We start from the raw sequence: 22,077 nt of genomic DNA on the forward strand, positions 1-22,077 counted from the left end.
CACCCCGTCCATGGCCCGCATCGTCTTCGACCTTCCCGCGCACTTCGGTTTCGCCACCGAAATGCAGATCTACATCAGCCACGTCAACCAGGGCGGGCACCTGGACAACGCGCAGCTGCTGAGCCTCGTGTCCGAGGCCCGGGTGCGGTTTTTCCAGTCACTCGGCTACCCCGAGGCCGACGTGGGCGGGCTGTCCATCGTGGTCGGAGACATCGTGGCACAGTACAAGTCCGAGGGGTTCCACGGCGAGACCATGCGCGTGGAGATGGCGCCTGCGGACTTCAACCGCTATGGGTTCGACCTGGTCTTTTGCATGACCGAGAAGACCTCGGGCCGCGAGGTGGCGCGCGGCAAGATCGGCATCGTTTTCATCGGCAAGGCCGACCGCAAGGTGGCGCCGATCCCGGACTCCATCCGCCAGTTGCTGCTGGCCCGTGCCGGCACGCCGGATTCACACGTACTTTCCGAGCGCGTATCCTCACCATCGTCATGAATCAACTCCAACTTTTTCTCCCTTGCGCCGCCGGTGTGGAGGGCTTCCTGGCCGACGAGGTGCATGGCATCACCGCCCTCACGGGGCAGGACCTGCTGGTGGGCCGGGGCGGCGTGCTGCTGCGCGCCTCGTGGCGCGACGCGCTGCTGCTGAACCTGCACAGCCGCCTGGCCCAGCGCGTGCTGGTGCAGCTGGCGCACCGCCCGTACCGCTCCGAGAACGACCTCTACGCCGCCGCCAGCGACGTGGCCTGGGAAATCTGGTTCACCACGCGCCAGACCTTCAAGGTCGAGGTGACCGCCCAGCACAGCCCGCTGCAGAGCCTCAATTTCGCGGGGCTCAAGGTCAAGGACGCGGTGGCCGACCGCTTTCGCGCCAAGAGCGGCGTGCGCCCCGACGTGAACACGCAGTGGCCCGACGTGCGCATCCACCTGCACCTGACCACCGACGAAGCCACCATCTACATCGACACCTCGGGCGAGCCGCTGTTCAAGCGCGGCTGGCGCGAGGACAAGGGCGACGCCCCGCTGAAGGAGACCCTGGCCGCCGCCATGATCGCCGCCAGCGGCTGGGACCCCCACGGCGACAACCCCCAGCCGCTGTACGACCCCTGCTGCGGCAGCGGCACCATCGCCATCGAGGCCGCGCAGATCGCCTGCCGCATTCCGGCGGGCAGGCTGCGCCGCTTTGCGTTCGAGAAACTGCTGCCCTACCAGGCCCATGTCTGGTCTGCTATTAAAAATGAAGCTGAAGGCGCAATACAGACAAGCGCTGTACCTATTTTTGGCAGTGACGTCGCCTTCCGGATGGTGGATTTCGCCGAGCGCAATGCCGAGCGCGCCGGCGTGGCGGGCGCCGTGCAGCTGCGCGGAGGCGATGCGCTGCAGCGCATGCCGCCGTGCGAGCAGCCCGGCGTGATGCTCCTGAACCCCCCGTACGGCGAACGCATCGCCGCGGCCGGTGCCGCGGGCCGCAATGCCAGCGAGCGCGCGGCCGACCGTGCCCAGGGCCTGGCCGTGGGCCGTGAAGAAGCCCATACCGACGATGGCGGCGAGTTCTTCAGCCAGCTGGCCGCCCACTGGAAGAAGAACTACAGCGGCTGGACGGCCTGGATGCTCACGCCCGACCTCAAGCTGCCCGGCAAGATGCGCCTGAAGGAGTCGCGCCGCGTGCCGATGTGGAACGGCCCCATCGAATGCCGCATGTTCCGCTTCGACATGATCAAGGGCGCGGTGCGCGACCGCGGTGCCAAGGCGCCGTCCCAGGCGCCCGATGCCGGCGGCCCGCGCGATGCGGGTTGAGCTTTCGCTGCCCGCCGAGGCCGCTGAGGGCGAGCCCGCGCGCCCCGTGGTGGTGGACACCAACGTGGCGCTGGACCTGCTGATCTTCAGCGACCCGCGCACCGCGCCGCTGCGCACGCTGCTGGCCCAGGGGCGCCTGTCATGGATTGCCACGCAGGTCATGCGCGATGAGCTGGAGCGGGTGTTGGCCTACCCGCACATCGCGGAGCGCATGGACTACTACCGCGTGGACGCGGCGCAGGTGCTGTCCGCGTTCGATGTGCAGGTGCAGCTGGTGGATGTTGCGTCCAGGGTGGCCTATGTGTGCAAGGACGCGGACGACCAGAAGTTCATCGACCTGGCCGCCGCGCACCGGGCGATTTTGCTGAGCAAGGACAAGGCGGTGATTTGTATGCGCAAGCGGTTGTTGAGCTTGGGCGCGGATGTGGCGACGGAGTTGGTGCTGGAAGAAGCGTCCGTCGCTCCAGTGGCTTGATGCGGCCGTCACTGGAAGGATCGGTATGGGACCATTGGGTTTTCTAGTCCTCTCAGGCTTCTTCGCGTACCTTGCATTCGATGCGCGTCAGTTCGAGCGAACGTCGGACCATAAGATCTGGGCTGTACCGCCATCTTCTGGTCGGGCTGTCGGAGTGGACCCCCTGTCACGCGCTGAACAGGAGGGGCTGCAGGCGAACAAGTTCACTGCCATCGGTGGCATTCCTGGCCTCTACTGGGCCTTTGTTGTGCTCTCGCTGGGGTGTCTGGGCGTGGCCATCTGGCTGTGGTTCGTCTAGCGCTTCTGAAGATCCAGTCTCCCTGCCCGGAGACATCAAGGTGCGAGTACCTTCTTCATGTACACCAGCTGAAAGCCCTGGATGTAGTTGTCGATGTGTCCGAACTCCTCATAGCCCTGCTTGAGGTAAAAGCCCCGCGCTTGCCACTCAAAGGTACTCAGCGTCGCGCTGTGCGCACCCAGCTCGCGGGCTTTCTGTTCCGCCGTAGCCAGCAGGCTTCGGCCCAGCCCTTGGTGCCGGGCCGATTCGTCGACAAACAGAAGTTCCACATTCAGCCACTGCAGAAACACGAATCCGCGCAGCCCGCCCAGCAATTCACCCTTGGTGTCACGTGCGCTCACCCACACTGGCTGCGTCTGGCCGTATTCGCTAACAAATCCGTAGTTGAACTGCCGCATCCGGCGGCCGAGGACGCCGGAGTGGACTTCTTCTGCTGTGGGGGTGTAAATCTCATAGTCGTTCATCGCGCTAGTCTTGTCATGCCAACAGGTCATACGCCGCCCGCACCCGCTGCAAGTCCCGCCCCAGCTTGCGGCTCGCAGGCAGTTGCCGCATCCACCCCATCCGGCGAACGCTGGTCGCCAGCACCTCCCGCATCTCCGTGCTCCCCTGCGCCACCCACGCCGCCCAGCGCTCGCGCCCCTCGCCCAGCGTGCCGCTCTGGTGCAGATAGATGGCCGTGGAGTGCGCATAGCACAGCGCATCGCGCACATGGCATACCGGCAGCGGCAGCACGGACGCAGGATCGTCCTCGAAGTCGATGCAGGCCACTTCGCCATCGGGGCAGCGCACCAGGTTGCGCGCAAAGGCCTGGCTCAGGCACGTGCCCTGGCGGTGCACATGGGCGAGTGTGTCCAGCCCCTGTTGCCACAGCGCCAGCACGGCCGCCGTGTCGCCCGCCTGCACGGCATGGTCGATCTCGTTGCCCAGCGAATGGGTCTCCTCCCCCGTGCGGCCCAGGTGCCGCATCGCGAAGCCATCTCGCTGCGCGGCCAGCACCACGGGCACGCGCACACCCCGTGCCGCCAGGTCCGTGAGGCGCCGCACCTCGGTGGCGATGGCGGCGGTGCCGCCGGGGTTGGGCACGGGGCGCAGCACCGGGAGCCGCAGCAGGCCGGCCAGCACGGCCATGGCGCGGTAGCGCCCCGTGCCGTGGGGCGCGCCCGCGCGCTTGATCCAGATCTGTTCGCCGCCCAGCACGTGGGCCATCACGGCGTGGGGCTGCGTGGCCAGGTGCTGCTGCAGGAAGGCGCCGTAGTCGGGGGTGTCCATCGTCATACGGCCGCGTCCCCTGCCACCGCGGCGGCGGTGCCTGCCGCCGCCGCATGGACCAGCTCCACATGGTGCGGGATGGAGGGCTCCAGCGCGGGCTCGCTGGCCTGGAAGCTGTGCGCGCTGGCCAGGGGCCAGTACAGGCGGAACACGTTGTGCTGCGCGTCCAGCGGGCCCAGCAGCGCGCCGGGCAGCATGCGCGTGATGAGGTTGGACAAGAGGCGCACCTCGGTGTCGCTGATGCGGCGCACGATGTGGTGGGCCGTGATGTCCTTGGGGTGGGTGAGGCCGGCGGCCTGCACCAGCTCCTGCAGCGCGTGCAGCGTGCTGCGGTGGAACTGCGCCACGCGCGTGGCCTTGTCGGGCACCACCAGGGCCTGCTGGCGCAGCGGGTCCTGCGTGGTCACGCCCGTGGGGCAGTGGCCGGTGTGGCAGCTTTGCGCCTGGATGCAGCCCAGCGCCATCATGAAGCCGCGCCCCGCGTTGCACCAGTCGGCGCCCAGCGCCATCATGCGGGCGATGTCGAAGGCGCTGATGACCTTGCCCGCGCAGCCGATGCGCACGCGGTCGCGCAGGTTCACGCCCACCAGGGTGTTGTGCACCAGCAGCAGGCCCTCCTGCAGCGGCGCGCCCACGTGGTCGCTGAACTCCACCGGGGCCGCGCCGGTGCCGCCCTCGGCGCCGTCGACCACGATGAAGTCGGGCGTGATGCCCGTGACCAGCATGGCCTTGACGATGGCGAACCACTCCCACGGGTGGCCCAGGCAGAACTTGAAGCCCGTGGGCTTGCCGCCCGAGAGCGTGCGCAGCCTGGCGATGAACTGCATCATCTCCACCGGGTTGCGGAAGGCGCTGTGGCTGGCGGGCGAGATGCAGGCCTCGCCTTCCTTCACGCCGCGCGCGGCCGCGATCTCGGCCGTGACCTTGGCCCCGGGCAGCACGCCGCCGTGGCCGGGCTTGGCGCCCTGGCTCAGCTTCAGCTCGATCATCTTGACCTGCGGATCGGTGGCGTTGGCCGCAAAACGCTCTTCGCTGAACGTGCCGTCGGGATTGCGGCAGCCGAAGTAGCCCGAGCCGATCTCCCAGATCAGGTCGCCGCCGTGCACGCGGTGGTGCTGGCTGATGCTGCCCTCGCCCGTGTCGTGCGCGAAGCCGCCCTTCCTGGCGCCCTGGTTGAGCGCCAGGATGGCGTTGGCCGACAGCGCGCCAAAGCTCATGGCCGAGATGTTGAACACGCTCGCGTGGTAGGGCTGGGTACAGGGCGCCACGGACGGCGACGGTGCATCCGGGTTGCCGCCGATCCACACGCGAAAGTCGTGCGACGGCAGCTGCGTGGGCGCGAGCGAGTGGTTGACCCATTCGTAGCCCTGCGCGCCCACGTCCAGGTGGGTGCCGAAGGGGCGGTTGTCCGGGTCGCCCTTGGCGCGCTGGTACACCAGCGAGCGCTGCGCGCGCGAGAACGGCGCGGCCTCGCTGTCGCTCTCGATGAAATACTGGCGCACCTCGGGCCGCACGTATTCGAGCATGAAGCGGATGTGGCCGATGACCGGGTAGTTGCGCAGGATGGCGTGGCGCGACTGCTGCAGGTCGTACACGCCCACGGCCACCAGGGCGGCGAACACCAGCACCACGGGCAGTCCCACGCTAAAGGCCACCAGCGCGAACAGCGACAGCAGCAGCCCGAAAACGCACAGCGCGAAGGCCGTGTAGCGCACCGGGTACAGGGAGTTCAGTTGGTGGATCATGGGGGTCCTGATTCTGCGGGATGCCGGGCGCCAGGCGGCGAGAGGGCTACACTGGCCGCCTTTTCGCAGGCCCGGCCGCAAGCGGCGGACCTGTGCAGCATCATAGAAGTAAAAAATTGTTCTTCTTCGCCCCTGAGCGATTGACCGGAGCCCTGCCATGACCGATACCACGCCTGCCGCCGCCCCCCTGGGGCTGGGCCCCGACGAACTCGAAGAGATCGACAACATCCTGGACGACCTGCGTTCGCGCGGCGAGGAAATCCCGCAGTGGGAGTTCTGCGACGGTTTCATGACCGCCGTGATCTGCAGCCGCCGCCCCATCGCCCCCGCCGAATACCTGCCCATGCTGCTGGGCGACGGCGCCGAGCTCGATGTGGCCGAGGGCGAGCCCCTGCCGCTGCTGCCCGCCTTCGCGGATGCCGCCCAGCAGGCGCGTTTCCTCGCGCTGTGGGACCGCCGCTGGAACGAGATCGTGGCGCAGCTGGACACCAAGGTCGAAACGCTGGATGACGACCGCACCTTCCAGCCCGAGGCCATGGACATGCGCGGTGCGGTGGCCAGCCTCACCGACGAGCAGCGCGCGGAGATGGGCGACGACCAGGAAATCCCGTCCTTCGGCCAGGTCTGGGCCCTGGGCTTCATGTTCGCCGTGGAGAACTGGCCCGAGGACTGGGCCGCCCCGCGCGACAAGGAGGCCGCCCGGTGGCTGGACGACGCGCTGGACAGCATCGTCGCGCTGACCGAGGACGACACCGGCAAGCCCGAGGTCTGCATGTACAGCGAGGACGGCCCGCCCAGCACCAGCCAGGCGCGCGTCGAGGCCTTCGGCGAAGCCATCTGGGCCGTGTACGACCTGCGCCAGATCTGGAAGAGCATGGGCCCGCGCGTGGAAACGGTGCGCAAGGCCCCCGAGCCGGGCCGCAACGACCCCTGCCCCTGCGGCAGCGGCAAGAAGTACAAGAAGTGCCACGGGGCGGCCTGAGTCCCGGTCTCTATGGGTTGGATTGCTATTAAATAAATAGCGATTGGCGCTTGTCACGCAAGCGCCACGGCCTTTTTTGATTTGAAACCCGCGCACCGCGCGGGCTGCTTCTCAGGCCGCCCGCAGCCCGCCGATGCGCTGGCGGCGCACGGCATCCAGCGCGTCGAGCACCTCGGTACCGTGCGCATAGCCCTGCTGCACGATCTGCTCGAAGCGGTTCCACTGCAGCATGCCCACGCGGTCCATGGGCGGGTTGAAGTACAGGTCGGTGAGCTGCTGCGACTGGCGCTGGCGCGACATGCTGTACAGGATGGTCACGTTCATCAGGTAGCTCGCCAGCGACGGCAGCCGGTAGCGCCGCTTGGCGCGCGGCCGCAGCTTGTCGCGCAGCAGGGCCCAGCTCGTGGGCACGTCGTCCAGGTCGATGCGCCGGGGCTTCCTGAAGTTCAGGTCCACGCCGATCACCGTGCCCACGCCGCGCATGCCGCGCATCACGTCCACCGGAAAGTTGTTGAACGTGCCGCCGTCGCACAGCAGGTCGCCCTCGTGCACCACGGGCGGCAGCGCGCCGGGAATGGAGATGCTGGCCAGCAGCGACTTCACCAGGCTGCCCCGGCGCACGACCTGCTCGCTTGCCCTGGAGTAGTTGGTGGCCACGCAGTAGTAGTTCTTCCACAGGTCCTCGATCTGCGCGGGGAAGCCCACCAGCCGCTCCACGGCCGCGTGCAGGATGTGGCGCAGGCGCCGGCCCTTGATGAGCGACAGCAGCGGCAGCAGGTTGAAGTCGCCCGTGGGGTTGGTGCGAAAGGCCTCGCGCGCATTGGCCATCACGGCCTCCAGCGGCTGGTCGGAGGCGACGTACGCCGCCATCACCGAACCGATGCTGGTGCCGCCCACGCAATCGATCTCCACGCCTTCTTCCTGCAGCGCGCGGTAGACGCCCAGGTGCGCGAAGCCGCGCGCGCCGCCACCGGCCAGCACCAGGCCCACGGCCGTGCGGCTCTGGATGCGGGCCAGGCGCGCCATGTCGCGGTCGAGGGCGGGGCGCACGTGCAGATGGTCGGCCACGGGGCGGCGGTCCAGCCAGCGCTGGGTGCCTTGCGGGCACCGGGTGCCGGCCGGGTGCAGCAGCACCAGGATCTCGGCGGCCTCGGCCAGCGGCGCGCGGCGCAGCAGGCACTGCTCCTCGATGGCGTGGAGGGCGGGCTCGGCCTGCGCGTCGGCCAGCAGCAGCAGCTCGTCGCAGTGGCGGCTCACGCGGCGCGTCCAGGGCGTGGGCTCGGGGTCGGCGACCAGCAGCACGAAGTCGTTGCGCGCCTCGATCTCGTCGAGCAGCATGGCGATGCGCCGGTTGGCCGTGGCGTCGGCGCCCTCGCGCTGCGCGATGCCAGCCTCGCGCAGTTCGGCGTCCACCGTGGCGGAATCCACCACGCGCACACGGCCGATGAGGTCCAGCTGGCGTGCCATGCCCTGGCCGAAGCCCTGCAGGTCCACCCCGGCGCTGATCGGCAGCAGCCCCATGGCCACGGGGCGCTCCAGCGCGGCCACGTTGGCGGCCGTCCCGGACTGCAGGCGCTGGATGATCTGGCGCGTGAGCGCGATGGACACCTGCGCGCTGCTGGCCAGCAGGGTCTTGAACACGTCCTTGGTCAGGCGCACCAGCACCGAGTCGCGCACGGCCACCACGGTCGCGGCGCGGGGGGCATCGGTGAACAGGCTGATCTCGCCGATCACCTGGCCGCGCCCCATGTCGGCCACGCGGCGCTGGTGGCCGTCGTCGCCACGCACATAGGCGCGCAGGCGGCCGCTCACCGTGAGGTACATCGATTCGCCCGGCTCGCCCTGCGTCATCAGCGTGCTGCCGCCGGGCACCTCCACCCATTCCAGGTGGGCCCGCAGCAGCTCCAGCGCCTCGGGCTCGATGCCGTGCAGAAAGCTGCGCAGGTGCTCGGTGAGCAGTTGGTTCTGGGTGGCGGTGAAAGGGGGCATGGTCGCGCAATCGGCAGGGCTTGTTTTGGGGGGGCGCTGCGGAAAACGGGGTGCCTGCGCACAGGCCTTCGCAACGGATTCCGCAGCTGCGAAGCGGCGGATTCTAGGAACGCCGGGGCCCCTGCGCGTGCCCGGCGGCAGGCGCCGGCCGGGGCCTGCGTGAACAAATGCACGCCTGCCGCGGCGATTGTGGTCCGTGCGCGGCCCGGGCCCGCGCCGTCAGCGCATGAAGGCGCGCAGCGCGCCGGCCGTGGCCTCGGGCAATTGCTCGGGGATGAAGTGCCCGGCGGGCACGGCCTGGCCGGTCACGGCGCCCGCGCACTGCGCCTGCCACAGCGCCAGCGGATCGAACAGCCGGTGCACCACGCCGTGCTCGCCCCACAGCACCAGCGTGTCGCAGGCGATCTTCTCGCCCTGCGCGCGGCCCGTGCGGTCGTGGTCCAGGTCGATGCCCGCGCTGGCGCGGTAGTCCTCGCACGCGGTGTGGATGGCCTCGGGCGTGCAAAAGCAGCGCTCGTAGTCGGCCAGGGCCTGGGGTTCGATGTGGGCCAGGCCCGCGCTGCCCCAGCCGCCCAGCTTGGCGTGCAGGTAGGCGCGCGCGTTGCCGCCGATCATGGTCTCGGGCAGCGGCGCGGGCTGGATCAGGTGGAACCAGTGGTAGTAGGCCCGCGCGAAATCCATGTCGGTGCGGGCGTACATGTCGAGCGTGGGCGCGATGTCGATCACGCACAGCCTGCGCACGCGCGCCGCGTGGTCCAGCGCCAGGCGGTGCGCCACGCGGCCGCCCCGGTCGTGGCCGCACAGGAAGAACGCCTCATGGCCCAGCGCCGTCATGACCTCGGCCATGTCCTGCGCCATCGCGCGTTTGCTGTAGTTGGCGTGGCCGGGAAGGCCGGGAGCGTGCGACGAGTCGCCATAGCCGCGCAGGTCGGGCATCACCAAAAAGTAGTCGTGCTGCAGTTGCTGCGCCACGCGGTGCCACAGCGCATGCGTTTGCGGAAAGCCGTGCAGCAGCAAGAGCGGCGGCCCCTCGGTGTTGCCGCCCGTGCGCACAAAGATATCTGCCCCGCCCGTGGCGATACGTTGGCTGTTGAATCCTTGGAACCAGTGCATGGTGTGCGCCGCGAATGAGGTGCGCCCATGCTACACCGCAGCGCTGCAGCGCAAGAGCGCGCTGGCGGTGGCCGCGGTGATGGGTGCGCGCGAGGGGCGCGTTGGCGACCGGGTGCCCCACCTCGCGCCCCGGGCCGCCGCCGGATCGTCTTTGCTTACGTAAAGTTACACTGGCGGCCGGCTCGCGCGGTGGCACCCCGGGGTGTCCGCATGCAGCCGGCAGCAGCCTGGGGCGCGGTGCGCGGCAGCCCCGCGTGGCACCGGGTTTTTCCTCGCAGGTTCTGAATTCCACCGGTGGTTCGGCAAGGTGCTCGGCGCAAAAAAAGAAACAGGCCCTGTGGGCCGAAAAAGGAATGGTTGTGGGTACGACAGAGATGGCCTGTACAGGCGGGGCGGGGCTTGGGGTGGGCGTGATTTCAAGGGGGCGGGGCCGGCTGATGGCACGGCTGCTGCTGCCGTGGTGCCTGTGCCTGGCGGCACCGTTTGTGCTGGCGGCTCCGGCGATGGTATCGGTCGTGCCCAGCGACTCCCCGGTGTCGGGCGGTGACGCCTTTCATTTGACGGTGACCTACGACGTCGCCATGGACACCGCCGTCACTCCGGTCATCTCGTTTCCCACGGTGGGTGAAGACCCCGGGGCGTTTCTGGTGCCCACCACCTCGACCTGGCTCGATGCCACGACGTTCCGGCAGAACTATGGCACCGCCAGCATGGTCGTGAACATCAGCCCGGTGGACGTGGCGGTCAGCGGCGCGAAGGACACCGTGGGCGCGGTCCAGTCCCCCGGCTTTCAGGCCGACGTGTTCGAGATTCTCTACATCCCTCCCCCGCATGTCGTCGACATGAAGGGTGTCATCGATGGCGGCATCCTGGTGCACCCGGCCGGCAGCGGCCATGTCCTCACCGACGCCGACATCGGGAAAACCGTCACATTCGTTATCCGGTATGACATTGCCAGCGACTATGGCGGGTGCCCCAATGGGGTGCCGCTCAACTATCTGTGCACGAACCTGGTGTTCACCAACACGGGTGGCACGCCGCTCACGCTCGGCAATGTCACATCCACATGGGCGAACCGCAACCGCTACATAGTGACCTGGACGATTGCCGATGGCGACGAGCAGTTCGACAGCATCAACGTGCTGATCGCCGGCGGCGTGGGGCGCAAGGACGACCCCGACAACAAGAACACCGATTTCGAACTCACGGGCGTGTTCAGCATCGACACCAGGAACCCCAGCGTCCTGGCGGTCGCGCCCAGCACCGCCGTATTGCGCAGCGACCTGACCACGCAGCGGGGCGGCAGCATTCTGCGCGCCGGGGAGCTCTTCACGCTGACGATCACTTTCAGCGAACCCATGGACACCGCCAGCACGCCGGTGTTGAGCTTCCCCAACCAGCCGGGCCTGGCTGCCGTACTGACGCCCACGGGCGGCAGCTGGACGGACAGCACGCACTATGTGCAGAGCTTCACCGTGGGCGCGGGCAATCTGGTGCTCCCGGCGGTCGACGTGCAGGTGACGGGAGCGCGCGACGCCCACGGCAATCTGCAGAACCTGGGCCTGCTGTCGGGGGTGTTTGCCGTGGCTCTGGGGGCGGCCATGGCCGTGCCCACGCTTGCGTCGTGGGGGCTGGTGCTGCTGGCAGGTCTGCTCGGGCTGGCAGCGATCCCTGCAAGGCGGCGCGGTGTTTTTCGCGGCCGCGCATAGGCCGACCCGCCTGCGGGCGCCGTCTCATGCGGATGTGCGTTCAACCGTATAGCCCAAGCGGAAGCCGCAGGCAGTGCGGTACCGCGGCAACGCGAATCAACGGCGTGAGACGACGTGAGGCGGCGCAAGGCAACGCCGCCTCAGGCGGGCAACCAGGCCAGCAGCCGCTGCAGCGCATAGCGCACCGTGGCCGTGCGGATGGCGGCGCGGTCGCCCGCAAAGTGCTGCATCTCGCTGTGGGTTTCGCCATTCACGCACCAGGCAAACCACACCGTGCCCACGGGCTTGGCATCGCTGCCGCCCGTGGGGCCGGCCACGCCGGTCACGGCCAGGCTGACCTGCGCCTGGGAATGGGTGAGCGCCCCGTCGGCCATGGCGCGGGCCACGGACTCGCTCACGGCGCCGTCCTGTTCGATCATGGCGGCGGGCACACCCAGCATGTCGACCTTGGCGGTGTTGGAGTAGGTGACAAAACCACGCTCGAACCACTGGCTGGAGCCCGCCAGGTCGGTGCAGGCCGCTGCGATCATGCCGCCCGAGCAGCTCTCGGCGGTGGCCAGCAGGTGGCTGTGTTTCAGCAGCCGCAGGGAAATTTGCGTCAAATTGGCCTCCAGCGCTGATGTATCAAGCGCCAGCAGCTCTTCATTCGATAGCGACGCGGTTGTCATAGGAACCTCCACAGTGCAATGGCCAGCAGCGTGCAGAAGGCTGCCACAAAGTCGTCCCACAAGATACCCCAGCCGCCGCGCCAGCCAAAGCCCTTGAACAGGCTGTCGGCCCAGCCCACGGGGCCAGGCTTGGCGGCATCGAAGAAGCGGAACAGCGCGAACGCCGCGAGCTGCCCCCACCAGCCCATGGGCATGGCCAGCCAGAGCACCAGCCAGAAGGCCACGACCTCGTCCCACACGATGCTGCCGGGGTCGGCCACCCGCAGGTTGCGGGCGGTGGCGGTGCAGGCCCACCAGCCCACCACGGTGCTCCCTGCAATCAGCAGGCCCATGTGCTGGGGCGACAGCCATTGCTGCAGCACCAGGTAGCTCAGCCAGGCCCACAGCGTGCCCACGGTGCCCGGCGCCACGCGCGACAGCCCGGCGCCAAAACCCAGGGCGATGAAGTGGGCCGGGTGAGAAAACATGAACGCCACGGTGGGGCGCCGGGGGGCGGGTGTGTGGGCGGAAGGAGAGCTGGGGGTCATATCAACAATCAACGGTGCTTCGTGCAACCCACGGCGTATGGAGCTGGCGCGCACAAGGCCAGCGTACCTGTGAAACTGGCTTTGCCAGGCCACCGGGTGCGTCCCCTTCCCGCGCAGCGAGAGAGGGGTGAAGGCGCGAAGCGCCTCAGGGGGGGCCTCATCATTTACTGGCGCTCTTGCAGCTCCACATCCTTGGGATACCGGATCGTGTGCTCGGCGCTGAACTGCGCCGTGGCGCCCGCGCCCAGGGCCTGCTGCCAGGCCACGGTGCCGGGCGTGCGGTTCCAGGCCATGTCGGCGGGCTGGGGCTGGTAGCGCGATTCGACCTCGATCTTCTCGTTGCGCGAGACCGGCGCGGCATGCAGCACCTGCAGCGTGATGCCGGTCTTGTGGCGGTTTTCCACGCTGTAGGCGCGGCGGGTCTTGCGCTCGGTGCGCGAGCCGGTGAAGCCCGTGCTGCCGGTCAGGTCCTGCGCGGGCTCGGCCCGCACCGTGACCAGCTCATCGCGGCCGAACGACAGGCTGGTGCTGCCCGCCGGAGCGCCCGGGCTGGGCGTGCCGAAGTCGATGCGCCCGCTGCCCACGAACGCGCCGTCGCGGTACAGGCCCGCCGGGCCCGCGGGCCACACGCCGGGCGGCTGGGCGATGTCGGCCACCAGGTAGGCGGCTTCTTCCACGGCGGGGGCCGTGCGGGTGATCAGCGTGGCGGGCGCGGCGTGGCTGCCCAGCGCCAGCGTCACGCGCTGGCCGCTCGATGGCACGGTGATGCGCTGCGGCACCGCGAATTCGGTGGCGAAACCCTTGTCGGTGGCGCTCACGTCGAACGTGGGCATGGCCTCCTCGGCCACATTGCGCGCGCGGGCCGCGGGCGCGGGGGCGGGCGGGGCCATGGCCATCATGGGGGCCGCCGCGGCCACGGGCTGCGGCGGCGGTGCCACGTCCAGCGTCCAGGCGCGCGGCAGGCGGCCCTGGGTGGCGCGGCCGGGCTGGCCGGTGGAAAGGGTCAGCTGCACGTTGCCCCAGTCCTCGCCGCTGTTTTGCGCCACCAGCGCCTGGCGCTCGACCAGCACCTTGGCTTGGCCGGCGTCCAGCGTGGCGCGGTAGGTGGGCTGCCAGCCCGGGCCGCGCACCTGGTAGGACAGGCGCAGCTCGGCCTCGCGCTCGGTGGCGAGGTTGATGGTGACCGACACCACGCGCGCGCGCTGGCTGGCCACGCGCTCGCGCTCGGCCACCAGGGGCTTGAGCGCCAGTTCCAGCGATTCCTGCTTGCGCTGGAGCTGGTGCGCGCGCGCAAAGCTGTCCTGCCCGGACTTGCGCAGCACCTCGGCCGTCGCGGTGATCTGCGCGGGTGCGGGGGCGAGACCGCCGGTGCGGCCCGCCGCCGCCGCATCGCCGGGGGCGGGCCCCGCGTGGGCCACGCCGCGCAGGTAGCTGTCCACCAGCTGCAGCGCCGAGGCCTCGGCCTTCACGCCGGCGATCTGGTCCTCCAGCTCGCGGATGCGGCCGTCCAGGGGGCTGGCGCAGGCGGCCACCACATCGCGGTCTTCGGTGAGCACATTGAACTCGCCCACCCGCACGCCGGGGTCGGCGTTGATCTGCAGGCTTTGCGCATCCAGCGACGCGGGCAGGCAGGCCAGCGTGAGGCTGCGCGCGCCGGCGGGCACCTTGGCCACCCGCTCCACGGTGGCGCTGCCCGGATAGACAGTGACGCGCGTGATGCGCGAGGTGTCCTGGGCCAGGGCCGCCGGGGCCACGTTGCACAGCACGGCCAGGCCGGCCAGGCACGCGTGCCGCAGCGGGCGTGGAGCGCGCAAGCGCAGGGCGATGGGGAAGTGGATCACGGGGTTCCTCGGGCGCGGTGGACAAACGGAAATGGGATGCTAGCAGCCGTGTGGCGTTGCCGGATGCTCACAGCATCCCCGGGACCTCGTGCGCCAGGAAGTCATACACGGCGCGGATTCTGCTGCTGGTGCGGATCTCGCGGTGGACCGTGAGCCAGATGGGCAGCTCGGGCAGGGGCAGCAGGGGCAGCACGGCCACCACCTCGGGATCGGTGCGGGCCAGGTAGCGGCCGACGAAGCCGATGCCCAGGCCCGCGCGCACGGCCGCCCAGTAGGCCATGAGATCGTCGGTGCGGAAGGCGAAATGCTGGCGTTCCACCGGGTAGCCCATGGCCGCGAAGCCCTGCGGAATGTCCTCGTGCCGGTCGTTGCCGATCAGCTCGTGCTGCAGCAGGTCGGCCGGCTGGCGCGGCACGCCCTTGCGGCGCAGGTAGTCGCGGTGGGCGTAGGCGCCCAGGGTCACCGCCCCGATGCGCCTGGCCACCAGGCTGGCCTGGCTGGGGCGCACCATGCGCAGCGCGATGTCGGCCTCGCGGCGCAGCAGGTTGGTGACCTCGTTGCTGGCCACCAGCTCCACCTGCACCTCGGGCAGCGCCTGCCGCATGCGCGCGAGCACGGGGGGCAGCAGCGCGCAGGCCACGGGCTGGCTGGCGGTGATGCGCACGGTGCCGCTCACCCCGGCCTGCGCGCCCGACACGCTGCGCGCGAGCTGGTGCGCGCCGGCCTCCATCGCGCGCGCCGATTCGGCCAGCTGGAGCGCCGTGGCCGTGGGCAGCAGCCCGCGCCCGGTGCGCTCGAACAGCACCACGCCCAGCTGTGCCTCCAGCTCGGCGATGTGGCGGCCGATGGTGGGCTGGCTCGCGTTCAGCACGCGCGCCGCGCCCAGCAGGCTGCCCTGGTCGAGCGCGGCCAGGAAGGACTGCACCAGGCTCCAGTCGAAGGTCTGATTCATGGGGCGGCGGCGTGCTCCGGTTTCTGCGGGCCTTGCTATTCAAAAATGAATTGCTGATATGAAAAGTTAGGCAATTGTGTAGTTCGCCGCGCATTTCCACAATCACCCCATTCCTTCTTTTCACAAAGGCCCCCAATGACCACCAGCGCCACGCCCAGCACCGCCGCCCCGGCGGCTTCCACCGTGCTGATCCTTGGAGGCCGGGGCCGCCTGGGGCAGGCCGCCGCCCGCGCTTTCGCCCAGGCGGGCTGGCAGGTGCTGGCGCAGGTGCGGCCGGGCGCCCAGGGAGCGGCACTGCCGGCCATCCCCGGCGTGTGGTGGCTGCCCGCGGCGGTGCAGGACACCCCCGCGCTGGCGGCGCAGGCCCGGGGCGCCCAGGTGGTGGTGCATGCGCTCAACCCGGCCTACACGCACAAGGCCTGGCGCGACGAGGCGCCCGCCCTCATGGAGGCAGCGGTCGCCGTCACGCGCACGCTGGGGGCCACGCTCATGCTGCCCGGGAACGTCTACAACTTCGGCGAGGCCATGCCCGCCGTGCTGCACGAGGACACGCCCCAGGCCGCCACCGGCTTCAAGGGCCGCCTGCGCGTGCAGCTCGAGCAGCGCCTGGCCGCCGCCACGCGGGACGGCGGACTGCGGGCGGTGGTGGTGCGCGCGGGCGACTTCTTTGGCAGCGGCACGGGCAGCTGGCTCGACCAGGCCATCGCCAGGGAGCTGCCCCGGGGCCGCATCACCTGGCCCGGCCCGCTGGACGTGGCCACGCCCTGGGCCTACCTGCCCGACCTGGCGCGTGCCTTCGTGCGCGTGGCCCAGGAGCGGCATCGCCTGGCCGCCTTTGAATGCCTGCATTTCGCGGGGCACCACGCCAGCGCCCGGCAATGGCTGCACAGCTTCACGGCCATTGCCGCGGAACAGGGCTGGCTGCCCGATGCCGGCGCGCTGCGGGTAGGGCGGCTGCCCTGGCCGCTGCTGCGCATCGCGGGCGCCGTGGCGCCCACGTTCGCCGCGCTGGCGGCCATGCGCTACCTGTGGAGCACGCCGCACCGGCTGGACAACACGCGCCTGCGCGCGCTCATCGGCGATGAACCCCACACGCCCTTCGACCAGGCGGTGCGCCAGGCGCTCGCCGACCTGGGGCTGCTGGCGCCGCAGGCGCGCCGTGCCGCGCTGGCCTGACCCGTGTCTGTCTTTCTCACCCCTCCAAGGAGCGTCTCCATGCATCGCCGCAACTTCATTCGATTGGCCGGTGGTGGCACCATCGCCGCCGCCACGGGCACGCTGGCCGCGTGTGGCGTGGCCGGCCCGCACTACCCCGCCGAGGCGGTCGAGGCCTGGCAGGGCCCCGTGGGCGAGACCGAGGTGCGCCGCCGCGCCGTGGCCTACGCCATCACCGCGCCGAACCCGCACAACCTGCAGCCCTGGGTGGTGGACCTGCGCGAGGACGGCGTGATCACCCTGCGCACCGACCGCGAGCGCGTGCTGCCGCACACCGACCCGCTGGGCCGACAGATCCTGATCGGCCACGGGGCGTTCCTGGAGCTGCTGGTGCTGGCATTGGCGCAGCAAGGCGCGGGCAGCGAGGTGCAGCTGTGGCCGCAGGGCCCGCTGCCCGAGGCGCTGACCGCCTGGGACGACCGGCCCGTGGCGCGTGTCACCCTCCAGCCCGCGGGCCAGCCCGATCCGCTGTTTGCGCAGGTGCTGCAGCGCCGCACGCCCAAGAGCGACTTCGACACGGCCCGTCCCGTGGCGCTCGAGGTGCTGGCCGCGCTGCTGGCCAGCCAGCGCCCCGGGGCGCCGCTGCAGGCCGGGGGAACGGTGGACGATGCCCGCCTGGGGCCGCTGCGCGCGCTGTGCTGGGAATCCGCACAGGTCGAGCTGCTCACCCCGCGCACGATGATGGAGAGCATCCACCTCACGCGCGTGGGCCCCTCCGAAATCCTGCGCCACCGCGACGGCATCTCCCTGAACTCGCCCTTCGTGCGGGCGGTGGCGGCGCTGGGCATGTTCGACCGCACGGCGCCGCCCGCCGAAGGCAGCGCGGCCTACAAGAGCGCGATGGGCCGCTTCGAAGGCCACAGCCGCACGGCCATGGGTTTTGTGTGGATCGCGGGCGGCAACACGCGCGCCGACCAGGTCCAGGCGGGCCGGGCCTACGCGCGCCTGCAGCTGCGGGCCACGGCGCTGGGCGTGGGCATGCACCCCATGAGCCAGGCGCTGCAGGAGTTCGCCGAGATGGCGCCGCACTACGAGCGCGTGCACCAGCTGGTGCTGGGGCGGCCCGCGCCGCGCAGCGCGGACGATGCCACGGTGCAGATGTTCTGCCGCATCGGCTACCCGCAGGGCGAGGTGCCCGCCACGCCGCGCCGGCCGCTGGCGCAGTTCGTGCGCGCCTGAGCGGGGCGGTCGCCGCGCAAGGAAGGCCTGTTTGCCGGCTGGCTGGTTGGCTGGAGGGCCGGGGCGGCTTCCCGTTCCCGCCGGGCGGCGGCGTCGAACCGGGGCTTCGCGCGCGGCGCGTCAAGCGGGAAAGGGCGGCCCGTGGGGCTGCAGGCACATGGGCGTTTCGTCGAAGGCCAGCCAGCCCAGCGTGTCGCACAGCGCCTGCACCCATGCGGTGTAGTCGGTGCGCAGCGAGCAATGCATGGCCAGCGGGCCTTCGGAGACGTTCTCGGGAAGGTGGAACTCCACCCCGTGGCCCAGCACCGTGGCATGGCCCCAGGTGGGCAGGGCCCATTCCAGCCCCGGCAGCACCTGGGCGAGCGATGCCTTGATGTGCTCGATGTCGCGCAGCACCAGCACGGTGTCGGGCGAGAGGTCCTCCGTGCGCAGCGGCAGCCGGGCGGGTTGAAAGAACAGGTAGGTGTAGGCCATGGGGCGTGATGTTGCACGCTGCGGGCCTGGCGTTGCAAAAGCCCGCAGGGCGCCGCGTGAACTATTGCGCAGCGCGGCCGCTTTGGCGCCTGGCCTCAAGGCCCCGGGGTGCTGGCGGGCGCGGAAAGGTACTCCCGCACCAGGGTCCGCGCGCGGTGCAGGCGGCTCTTGGCCGCTTCGCGCGTCACGCCCAGGCGCTGGGCCATCTCCTCGATGGTCAGCTCCTCGAAGTCGCGCAGGAGCAGCGCGTCGCGGTAGAGGGGGGGCAGCGAGTCGATGGCCAGGGCCAGGTCGTGGCGCAGTTCGTGGTCGGGCCGGTGCGACCATGCCAGCGTGTCCTCCACCTGCGCCAGGGGCTCGGCCTTGAGCCACGCGAGCATGGGCCGCATGCACAGCCGCTGCACGATGCGCACCACCCAGCCGCCAAACGCCGCCACCTCGCGCAGCGCGCCCACCCGGCGGTAGACGATGATGAGCGCCTCCTGCACCACGTCGTCGGTGGCCGTGGTGGCCGCGCAGTGGCGCAGCGCATAGCGGCGGATGTCGGGGCGGGTCAGGCGCAGCAGCTGCTCCATCGCCACGGCGTCGCCGCTGCGCGCTGCGGGCAGCAGCTGGGCGAGCGTGGGTAGTGGTTGGGTGGGGCTCATCTTCTCAGTTCTCCACGGTGCATTGCGCCACCCGCAGCCCATGAGACCGGCGCGCTGGCTGCGCCTCCCTGCCCACGCGCAGCGTGAGAGCGGGGGGTGAAGGCGCGAAGCGACTCGAGGGGGGAATGTCTCATGTCATTCCACGGGCCTGCGGCCCACCATGGCGCAGGCGGGGCAGTAGCCCAACGCGCCGCTCAGGATGCTGCCGACGCCCGCGGCGGCCAGCGCCAGGCCCAAGGGGGATGCGGCCAGCCACCACAGCCCCGCAGCGATGAGGGCGACGCCCCCCACAACGCGCAGCAGGCTTTCGGGGCGGGTGATGTTCTTGCGGTACAGCATGGGAATTGGTTCCTTGGTCGGTTGAAGGAGGTGCCAGCACAGGGCGCCTCCCCCACCAAGAGCCGCTGGTTTCGCCAAAGGATTCATGGTCCGCGAAAAAAAGTGGCCGCCGGCCGCCGGGGCCAGTCACCGGAAATGGTCGAACGAGGCGTAGCGGTTGTCCATGGGCTGGCCCTGCGCGTCCAGCAGCTGCAGTCCGGGCTCGGCCCGCACGGTGCCGATGCGGGTGACGGGCGTGCCGCTGGCCTGCGACGCGGCGGCCACGGCGTCACGCCGTGCGGGCGGGGCGGTGAAGGCCAGCTCATAGTCGTCGCCGCCTGCCAGCGTGCATTGGTGGATCAATTCCAAGCCAATTTGGCCGTTGGCGCTTGATGAGTAAGCGCTGGATGCTATCATTTTTGAAGTAGTGTGCGTGTCGATGCGGGCCCCGACGCCCGAGGCCTTGAGGATGTGCGACAGGTCGCCCAGCAGCCCGTCGCTCACATCCATGGCGCTGCTGGCCACCCCGCGCAGGGCCAGGCCCAGGGCCACGCGCGGGGTGGGGCGCTCCAGCCGCTGGCGCGCGCGGGCCAGCACGCCGGCGGGCAGGGGGGCGTGGCCCAGCAGGGCTTCCAGCGCCAGGCGGGCGTCGCCCAGCGTGCCGCTGACATAGATGTCGTCGCCGGCCCGTGCGCCGCTGCGCAGCAGGGCCTGGCCCGGGGGGACCTCGCCAAATACCGTGATGCAGATATTGAGCGGGCCCTGCGTGGTGTCGCCGCCCACCAGCGCACAGCCGTGGGCGTCGGCCAGCGCCAGCAGCCCGCGCGAGAAGCCCGCGAGCCAGGCCTCGTCCACCCGGGGCAACGACAGGGCGAGGGTGAACGCCAGCGGGCGCGCGCCACAGGCCGCCAGGTCCGACAGGTTCACGGCCAGCGCCTTGTGGCCCAGGGCCTCGGGGTCCACGTCCGCAAAGAAGTGGCGGCCCTCCACCAGCATGTCGCTGGAGATGGCCAGCTGCATGCCGGGCGCAGGCGCCAGCAGCGCGCAGTCGTCTCCCACGCCCAGGGCCACGGCGCCGCCGGGGCGCGCAGGGCGGGTGAAGTAGCGGGCGATCAGGTCGAACTCACCCATGGCAGGGCCTTGTGGTCATGGGGTGTGTGCGGTGTGGATGGTGGGCCGGGGAGGGCCAAAAATCAGAAAACATGTGCGGCAGCAAAAAAGAGCGTGGCATGGTGGTGCGCTAGCGCGGGTCAAACCACCGCGCCCAGTGGTCGATGCAGGCCTGGATCTTGGGCAGCCGGTGCCTGCGGGTGAGGGTGATGGCATGGATCGGGCTGGGCTGCAGGTCCACGCAGTCGGCGAGCACGGGCGCCAGCAGGCCCTGGCGCACGAGGGGCTCGGCCACCACCGTGGCCAGGCGCGCAATGCCCAGGCCCTGCAGCGCCATGCGCGCCGTGATGGCGGTGCTGCCCGAGCGCCAGTGGCCCTCGGCCACCAGCACGCGGGGTTCTCCATCGACGAGGAAGGGCCAATGGTTCAGGAAAGCCACCGCGCTGTTGGCGATGAGGCGGTGCGCGTGCAGGTCGTCGGGGTGTTCTGGCGCGCCATGGGCCTGCAGGTAGCCGGGCGTGGCGTACAGGGCGCGTGCCAAGGTGCCCAGCGGGCGCGCCACCACGGTGTCGGTCAGCGGGGGGCCGGTGCGGATGGCGATGTCGATGCCATCGCGCGCCATGTCGGCCATGCGGTCATCCACCAGCAGCTCCACGCGCAGTTGCGGGTGCTGCCGCTGCAGGCTGTCAAAGCTCGGAATCAACAGGTGCTCGGCCACGACCGAGCTGGACGCCACGCGCACCCAGCCACGGGGCTGGCCGCTCTGGTGGGCGAATTCGCCTTCCAGCTCGTCGAGCGTGCCCGTGATGCGGCGGCAGTAGTCCAGGAAGGTCAGTCCCTCGGGTGTGGGCGCGAGGCCATGCGTGGAGCGGTGCAGCAGCCGCGCGCCGCAGGCTTGCTCGATGCGCGACAGGGTGCGCGAGACCTGGCTCACCGGCGCGTCGCGCTCGCGCGCCACCGCCGAGAGCGAGCCCAGGTCGGCCACGCGCACGAACAGGTGCATGTCTTCAAAGCGGATCTCGCGCATGGGGCGATGGTAACGGCGGGGCCTTGCAATCCGCGCAAAACGGTCTTGCGCCGTGGGCCGTTTCCGCCGCGCCCGGGGCTGCCTACAGTGGCTTCAAGCCCTGCAAAACAGCCCTCGAAAGGAACCGCCATGCACCAGCCCATGCACCCCGCTGAGTACCAGAGGCTGCGCGATTGCGCCCGGCGCGACGCGCTGCGGCTGCGCCAGCAGGCCCTTCGTGACGCCCACGCCTGGCTGGCGCGCACTCTGGTGCGCGCGGGCCTTTGGGTTTTGCGCAGCGCCGGGCTGAACACGCCGTCCCCTGCTGCTCCCACCCCGCAAGAAAGGAAGACAACACCATGCCAACCCTCGTTCTGAAACTGGCCCCACTGCAAAACCCCGAACGCTACCGGCAACTGGCCGGCGCGCTGACGGACCTCACGGTGGACCTGCTGGGCAAGCGCCGCGAGGTGACGGCGGTGGTCATCGACGACCTGCCCGCCGCGCGCTGGCACATCGGCGGTGCGCCGGCCGAACAGCCCACGGCGTTGCTGGAGATCAGCATCACGCAGGGCACGAACACGCAGGAAGAGAAGGCCGCCTTCATCCAGGCGGCGTTCGCGGAGCTGCAGCGCCAGCTGGCCGGGGACGGCGTGCTGGCCCCCGCCAGCTACGTGGTGGTGCGGGAGCTGCCCGCCAGCGACTGGGGCCATGGCGGGCGCACGCAGCGCTCGCGCCAGCTGGCGGTGCTGCCGGCGTGACG

General features: G+C 70.3%; 23 protein-coding genes. 9 read left to right on the forward strand and 14 right to left on the reverse strand.

Annotation, left to right across the window (positions count from 1 at the left end):
- Positions 1-10 precede the first annotated feature (10 nt).
- From AC07OD_RS16715 to AC07OD_RS16725, 3 genes are read left to right on the forward strand one after another with little or no spacing between them, the layout of a single operon-like run.
- A complete protein-coding gene (locus tag AC07OD_RS16715) occupies positions 11-493 on the forward strand; it encodes an acyl-CoA thioesterase (protein ID WP_494597577.1) in 483 nt (160 codons plus the stop codon).
- Positions 490-1,794, forward strand: coding sequence for a THUMP domain-containing class I SAM-dependent RNA methyltransferase (locus tag AC07OD_RS16720; RefSeq protein WP_494597578.1), 1,305 nt, complete (start codon positions 490-492; stop codon positions 1,792-1,794). Before AC07OD_RS16715 ends, AC07OD_RS16720 begins: the two co-directional genes overlap by 4 nt.
- Positions 1,784-2,269: a putative toxin-antitoxin system toxin component, PIN family gene (locus AC07OD_RS16725; RefSeq protein WP_494597579.1), complete on the forward strand. Its 486-nt coding sequence runs from the start codon at positions 1,784-1,786 to the stop codon at positions 2,267-2,269. Before AC07OD_RS16720 ends, AC07OD_RS16725 begins: the two co-directional genes overlap by 11 nt.
- Positions 2,270-2,602: 333 nt before the next feature.
- Here AC07OD_RS16725 and AC07OD_RS16730 read toward each other — a convergent pair whose 3' ends face one another.
- From AC07OD_RS16730 to AC07OD_RS16740, 3 genes are read right to left on the reverse strand one after another with little or no spacing between them, the layout of a single operon-like run.
- On the reverse strand, positions 2,603-3,031 hold the full coding sequence (locus AC07OD_RS16730; protein WP_494597580.1) for a GNAT family N-acetyltransferase: 429 nt from the start codon (positions 3,029-3,031) through the stop codon (positions 2,603-2,605).
- Between the two features lie 13 nt (positions 3,032-3,044).
- A complete protein-coding gene (locus tag AC07OD_RS16735; RefSeq protein ID WP_218341200.1) occupies positions 3,045-3,845 on the reverse strand; it encodes a BUD32 family EKC/KEOPS complex subunit in 801 nt (266 codons plus the stop codon).
- Positions 3,842-5,584 carry an FMN-binding glutamate synthase family protein gene (locus AC07OD_RS16740; protein WP_218341201.1) on the reverse strand — a complete coding sequence of 581 codons (1,743 nt, stop codon included), beginning with the start codon at positions 5,582-5,584 and terminating at the stop codon, positions 3,842-3,844. Before AC07OD_RS16740 ends, AC07OD_RS16735 begins: the two co-directional genes overlap by 4 nt.
- Before the next feature lie 157 nt (positions 5,585-5,741).
- Between AC07OD_RS16740 and AC07OD_RS16745 the strand changes: the two genes are divergently transcribed.
- Complete coding sequence (locus AC07OD_RS16745; RefSeq protein ID WP_218296764.1) at positions 5,742-6,566, forward strand: YecA/YgfB family protein; 825 nt, start codon at positions 5,742-5,744, stop codon at positions 6,564-6,566.
- Positions 6,567-6,677: 111 nt separating this feature from the next.
- Here AC07OD_RS16745 and AC07OD_RS16750 read toward each other — a convergent pair whose 3' ends face one another.
- Together AC07OD_RS16750 and AC07OD_RS16755 are read right to left on the reverse strand one after the other, a co-directional pair.
- Positions 6,678-8,555 carry a patatin-like phospholipase family protein gene (locus AC07OD_RS16750; RefSeq protein WP_494597581.1) on the reverse strand — a complete coding sequence of 626 codons (1,878 nt, stop codon included), beginning with the start codon at positions 8,553-8,555 and terminating at the stop codon, positions 6,678-6,680.
- A gap of 219 nt (positions 8,556-8,774) precedes the next feature.
- Entirely contained in the window at positions 8,775-9,668 is an 894-nt protein-coding gene (locus AC07OD_RS16755) for an alpha/beta fold hydrolase (protein WP_494597582.1), read from the reverse strand.
- A gap of 437 nt (positions 9,669-10,105) precedes the next feature.
- Here AC07OD_RS16755 and AC07OD_RS16760 point away from each other — a divergent pair, with 437 nt between their 5' ends.
- The gene (locus tag AC07OD_RS16760; RefSeq protein WP_494597583.1) at positions 10,106-11,377 is read left to right on the forward strand and encodes an IPTL-CTERM sorting domain-containing protein; all 1,272 of its coding nucleotides are present in this window, start codon (positions 10,106-10,108) and stop codon (positions 11,375-11,377) included.
- A gap of 140 nt (positions 11,378-11,517) precedes the next feature.
- Here AC07OD_RS16760 and AC07OD_RS16765 read toward each other — a convergent pair whose 3' ends face one another.
- From AC07OD_RS16765 to AC07OD_RS16780, 4 genes are all read right to left on the reverse strand, one after another.
- Entirely contained in the window at positions 11,518-12,045 is a 528-nt protein-coding gene (locus tag AC07OD_RS16765; RefSeq protein ID WP_218341205.1) for a CinA family protein, read from the reverse strand.
- The gene (locus tag AC07OD_RS16770) at positions 12,042-12,572 is read right to left on the reverse strand and encodes a phosphatidylglycerophosphatase A family protein (protein ID WP_369643603.1); all 531 of its coding nucleotides are present in this window, start codon (positions 12,570-12,572) and stop codon (positions 12,042-12,044) included. Before AC07OD_RS16770 ends, AC07OD_RS16765 begins: the two co-directional genes overlap by 4 nt.
- Positions 12,573-12,736: 164 nt before the next feature.
- Positions 12,737-14,413, reverse strand: a complete 1,677-nt coding sequence (locus AC07OD_RS16775; protein WP_369643602.1) for a DUF4139 domain-containing protein — start codon at positions 14,411-14,413, stop codon at positions 12,737-12,739.
- A gap of 67 nt (positions 14,414-14,480) precedes the next feature.
- A complete protein-coding gene (locus AC07OD_RS16780; protein ID WP_218296769.1) occupies positions 14,481-15,365 on the reverse strand; it encodes a LysR family transcriptional regulator in 885 nt (294 codons plus the stop codon).
- A 135-nt stretch (positions 15,366-15,500) separates the two neighbouring features.
- Between AC07OD_RS16780 and AC07OD_RS16785 the strand changes: the two genes are divergently transcribed.
- Together AC07OD_RS16785 and AC07OD_RS16790 are read left to right on the forward strand one after the other, a co-directional pair.
- A complete protein-coding gene (locus tag AC07OD_RS16785; RefSeq protein WP_494597584.1) occupies positions 15,501-16,541 on the forward strand; it encodes an NAD-dependent epimerase/dehydratase family protein in 1,041 nt (346 codons plus the stop codon).
- Positions 16,542-16,580: 39 nt separating this feature from the next.
- Positions 16,581-17,759, forward strand: a complete 1,179-nt coding sequence (locus AC07OD_RS16790; protein WP_494597585.1) for an Acg family FMN-binding oxidoreductase — start codon at positions 16,581-16,583, stop codon at positions 17,757-17,759.
- Between the two features lie 120 nt (positions 17,760-17,879).
- Here the strand turns inward: AC07OD_RS16790 and AC07OD_RS16795 are convergent, their stop codons facing one another.
- The 5 genes from AC07OD_RS16795 to AC07OD_RS16815 form a co-directional block, all read right to left on the reverse strand.
- Positions 17,880-18,233, reverse strand: coding sequence for a hypothetical protein (locus AC07OD_RS16795; RefSeq protein WP_218296772.1), 354 nt, complete (start codon positions 18,231-18,233; stop codon positions 17,880-17,882).
- 95 nt (positions 18,234-18,328) lie between these two features.
- Entirely contained in the window at positions 18,329-18,880 is a 552-nt protein-coding gene (locus tag AC07OD_RS16800) for an RNA polymerase sigma factor (protein WP_218296773.1), read from the reverse strand.
- A 135-nt stretch (positions 18,881-19,015) separates the two neighbouring features.
- On the reverse strand, positions 19,016-19,219 hold the full coding sequence (locus AC07OD_RS16805) for a YgaP family membrane protein (protein WP_218296774.1): 204 nt from the start codon (positions 19,217-19,219) through the stop codon (positions 19,016-19,018).
- Between the two features lie 126 nt (positions 19,220-19,345).
- Positions 19,346-20,329, reverse strand: a complete 984-nt coding sequence (thiL, locus tag AC07OD_RS16810) for a thiamine-phosphate kinase (protein WP_218341210.1) — start codon at positions 20,327-20,329, stop codon at positions 19,346-19,348.
- A gap of 109 nt (positions 20,330-20,438) precedes the next feature.
- Positions 20,439-21,335 (reverse strand): LysR family transcriptional regulator, encoded by an 897-nt coding sequence (locus AC07OD_RS16815; RefSeq protein ID WP_494597586.1) that lies wholly within the window; start codon positions 21,333-21,335, stop codon positions 20,439-20,441.
- Between the two features lie 129 nt (positions 21,336-21,464).
- On the opposite strand from AC07OD_RS16815, the gene AC07OD_RS16820 reads away from it, so the two are divergent.
- Complete coding sequence (locus AC07OD_RS16820) at positions 21,465-21,692, forward strand: hypothetical protein (protein ID WP_494597587.1); 228 nt, start codon at positions 21,465-21,467, stop codon at positions 21,690-21,692.
- The gene (locus tag AC07OD_RS16825) at positions 21,674-22,075 is read left to right on the forward strand and encodes a tautomerase family protein (RefSeq protein WP_492245026.1); all 402 of its coding nucleotides are present in this window, start codon (positions 21,674-21,676) and stop codon (positions 22,073-22,075) included. Before AC07OD_RS16820 ends, AC07OD_RS16825 begins: the two co-directional genes overlap by 19 nt.
- Positions 22,076-22,077 lie beyond the last annotated feature (2 nt).

The organism is Acidovorax sp. GW821-FHT10E03, from assembly GCF_059415205.1.

What these genes read in the sequence shown, in the direction of transcription:
- AC07OD_RS16715 (WP_494597577.1), top strand. Translation starts at nt 11, where the DNA reads ATGGCCCGCATCGTCTTCGACCTTCCCGCGCACTTCGGTTTCGCCACC.
- AC07OD_RS16720 (WP_494597578.1), top strand. Translation starts at nt 490, where the DNA reads ATGAATCAACTCCAACTTTTTCTCCCTTGCGCCGCCGGTGTGGAGGGC.
- AC07OD_RS16725 (WP_494597579.1), top strand. Translation starts at nt 1,784, where the DNA reads ATGCGGGTTGAGCTTTCGCTGCCCGCCGAGGCCGCTGAGGGCGAGCCC.
- AC07OD_RS16730 (WP_494597580.1), bottom strand. Translation starts at nt 3,031, where the DNA reads ATGAACGACTATGAGATTTACACCCCCACAGCAGAAGAAGTCCACTCC.
- AC07OD_RS16735 (WP_218341200.1), bottom strand. Translation starts at nt 3,845, where the DNA reads ATGACGATGGACACCCCCGACTACGGCGCCTTCCTGCAGCAGCACCTG.
- AC07OD_RS16740 (WP_218341201.1), bottom strand. Translation starts at nt 5,584, where the DNA reads ATGATCCACCAACTGAACTCCCTGTACCCGGTGCGCTACACGGCCTTC.
- AC07OD_RS16745 (WP_218296764.1), top strand. Translation starts at nt 5,742, where the DNA reads ATGACCGATACCACGCCTGCCGCCGCCCCCCTGGGGCTGGGCCCCGAC.
- AC07OD_RS16750 (WP_494597581.1), bottom strand. Translation starts at nt 8,555, where the DNA reads ATGCCCCCTTTCACCGCCACCCAGAACCAACTGCTCACCGAGCACCTG.
- AC07OD_RS16755 (WP_494597582.1), bottom strand. Translation starts at nt 9,668, where the DNA reads ATGCACTGGTTCCAAGGATTCAACAGCCAACGTATCGCCACGGGCGGG.
- AC07OD_RS16760 (WP_494597583.1), top strand. Translation starts at nt 10,106, where the DNA reads ATGGCACGGCTGCTGCTGCCGTGGTGCCTGTGCCTGGCGGCACCGTTT.
- AC07OD_RS16765 (WP_218341205.1), bottom strand. Translation starts at nt 12,045, where the DNA reads ATGACAACCGCGTCGCTATCGAATGAAGAGCTGCTGGCGCTTGATACA.
- AC07OD_RS16770 (WP_369643603.1), bottom strand. Translation starts at nt 12,572, where the DNA reads ATGACCCCCAGCTCTCCTTCCGCCCACACACCCGCCCCCCGGCGCCCC.
- AC07OD_RS16780 (WP_218296769.1), bottom strand. Translation starts at nt 15,365, where the DNA reads ATGAATCAGACCTTCGACTGGAGCCTGGTGCAGTCCTTCCTGGCCGCG.
- AC07OD_RS16785 (WP_494597584.1), top strand. Translation starts at nt 15,501, where the DNA reads ATGACCACCAGCGCCACGCCCAGCACCGCCGCCCCGGCGGCTTCCACC.
- AC07OD_RS16790 (WP_494597585.1), top strand. Translation starts at nt 16,581, where the DNA reads ATGCATCGCCGCAACTTCATTCGATTGGCCGGTGGTGGCACCATCGCC.
- AC07OD_RS16795 (WP_218296772.1), bottom strand. Translation starts at nt 18,233, where the DNA reads ATGGCCTACACCTACCTGTTCTTTCAACCCGCCCGGCTGCCGCTGCGC.
- AC07OD_RS16800 (WP_218296773.1), bottom strand. Translation starts at nt 18,880, where the DNA reads ATGAGCCCCACCCAACCACTACCCACGCTCGCCCAGCTGCTGCCCGCA.
- AC07OD_RS16805 (WP_218296774.1), bottom strand. Translation starts at nt 19,219, where the DNA reads ATGCTGTACCGCAAGAACATCACCCGCCCCGAAAGCCTGCTGCGCGTT.
- thiL (WP_218341210.1), bottom strand. Translation starts at nt 20,329, where the DNA reads ATGGGTGAGTTCGACCTGATCGCCCGCTACTTCACCCGCCCTGCGCGC.
- AC07OD_RS16815 (WP_494597586.1), bottom strand. Translation starts at nt 21,335, where the DNA reads ATGCGCGAGATCCGCTTTGAAGACATGCACCTGTTCGTGCGCGTGGCC.
- AC07OD_RS16820 (WP_494597587.1), top strand. Translation starts at nt 21,465, where the DNA reads ATGCACCAGCCCATGCACCCCGCTGAGTACCAGAGGCTGCGCGATTGC.
- AC07OD_RS16825 (WP_492245026.1), top strand. Translation starts at nt 21,674, where the DNA reads ATGCCAACCCTCGTTCTGAAACTGGCCCCACTGCAAAACCCCGAACGC.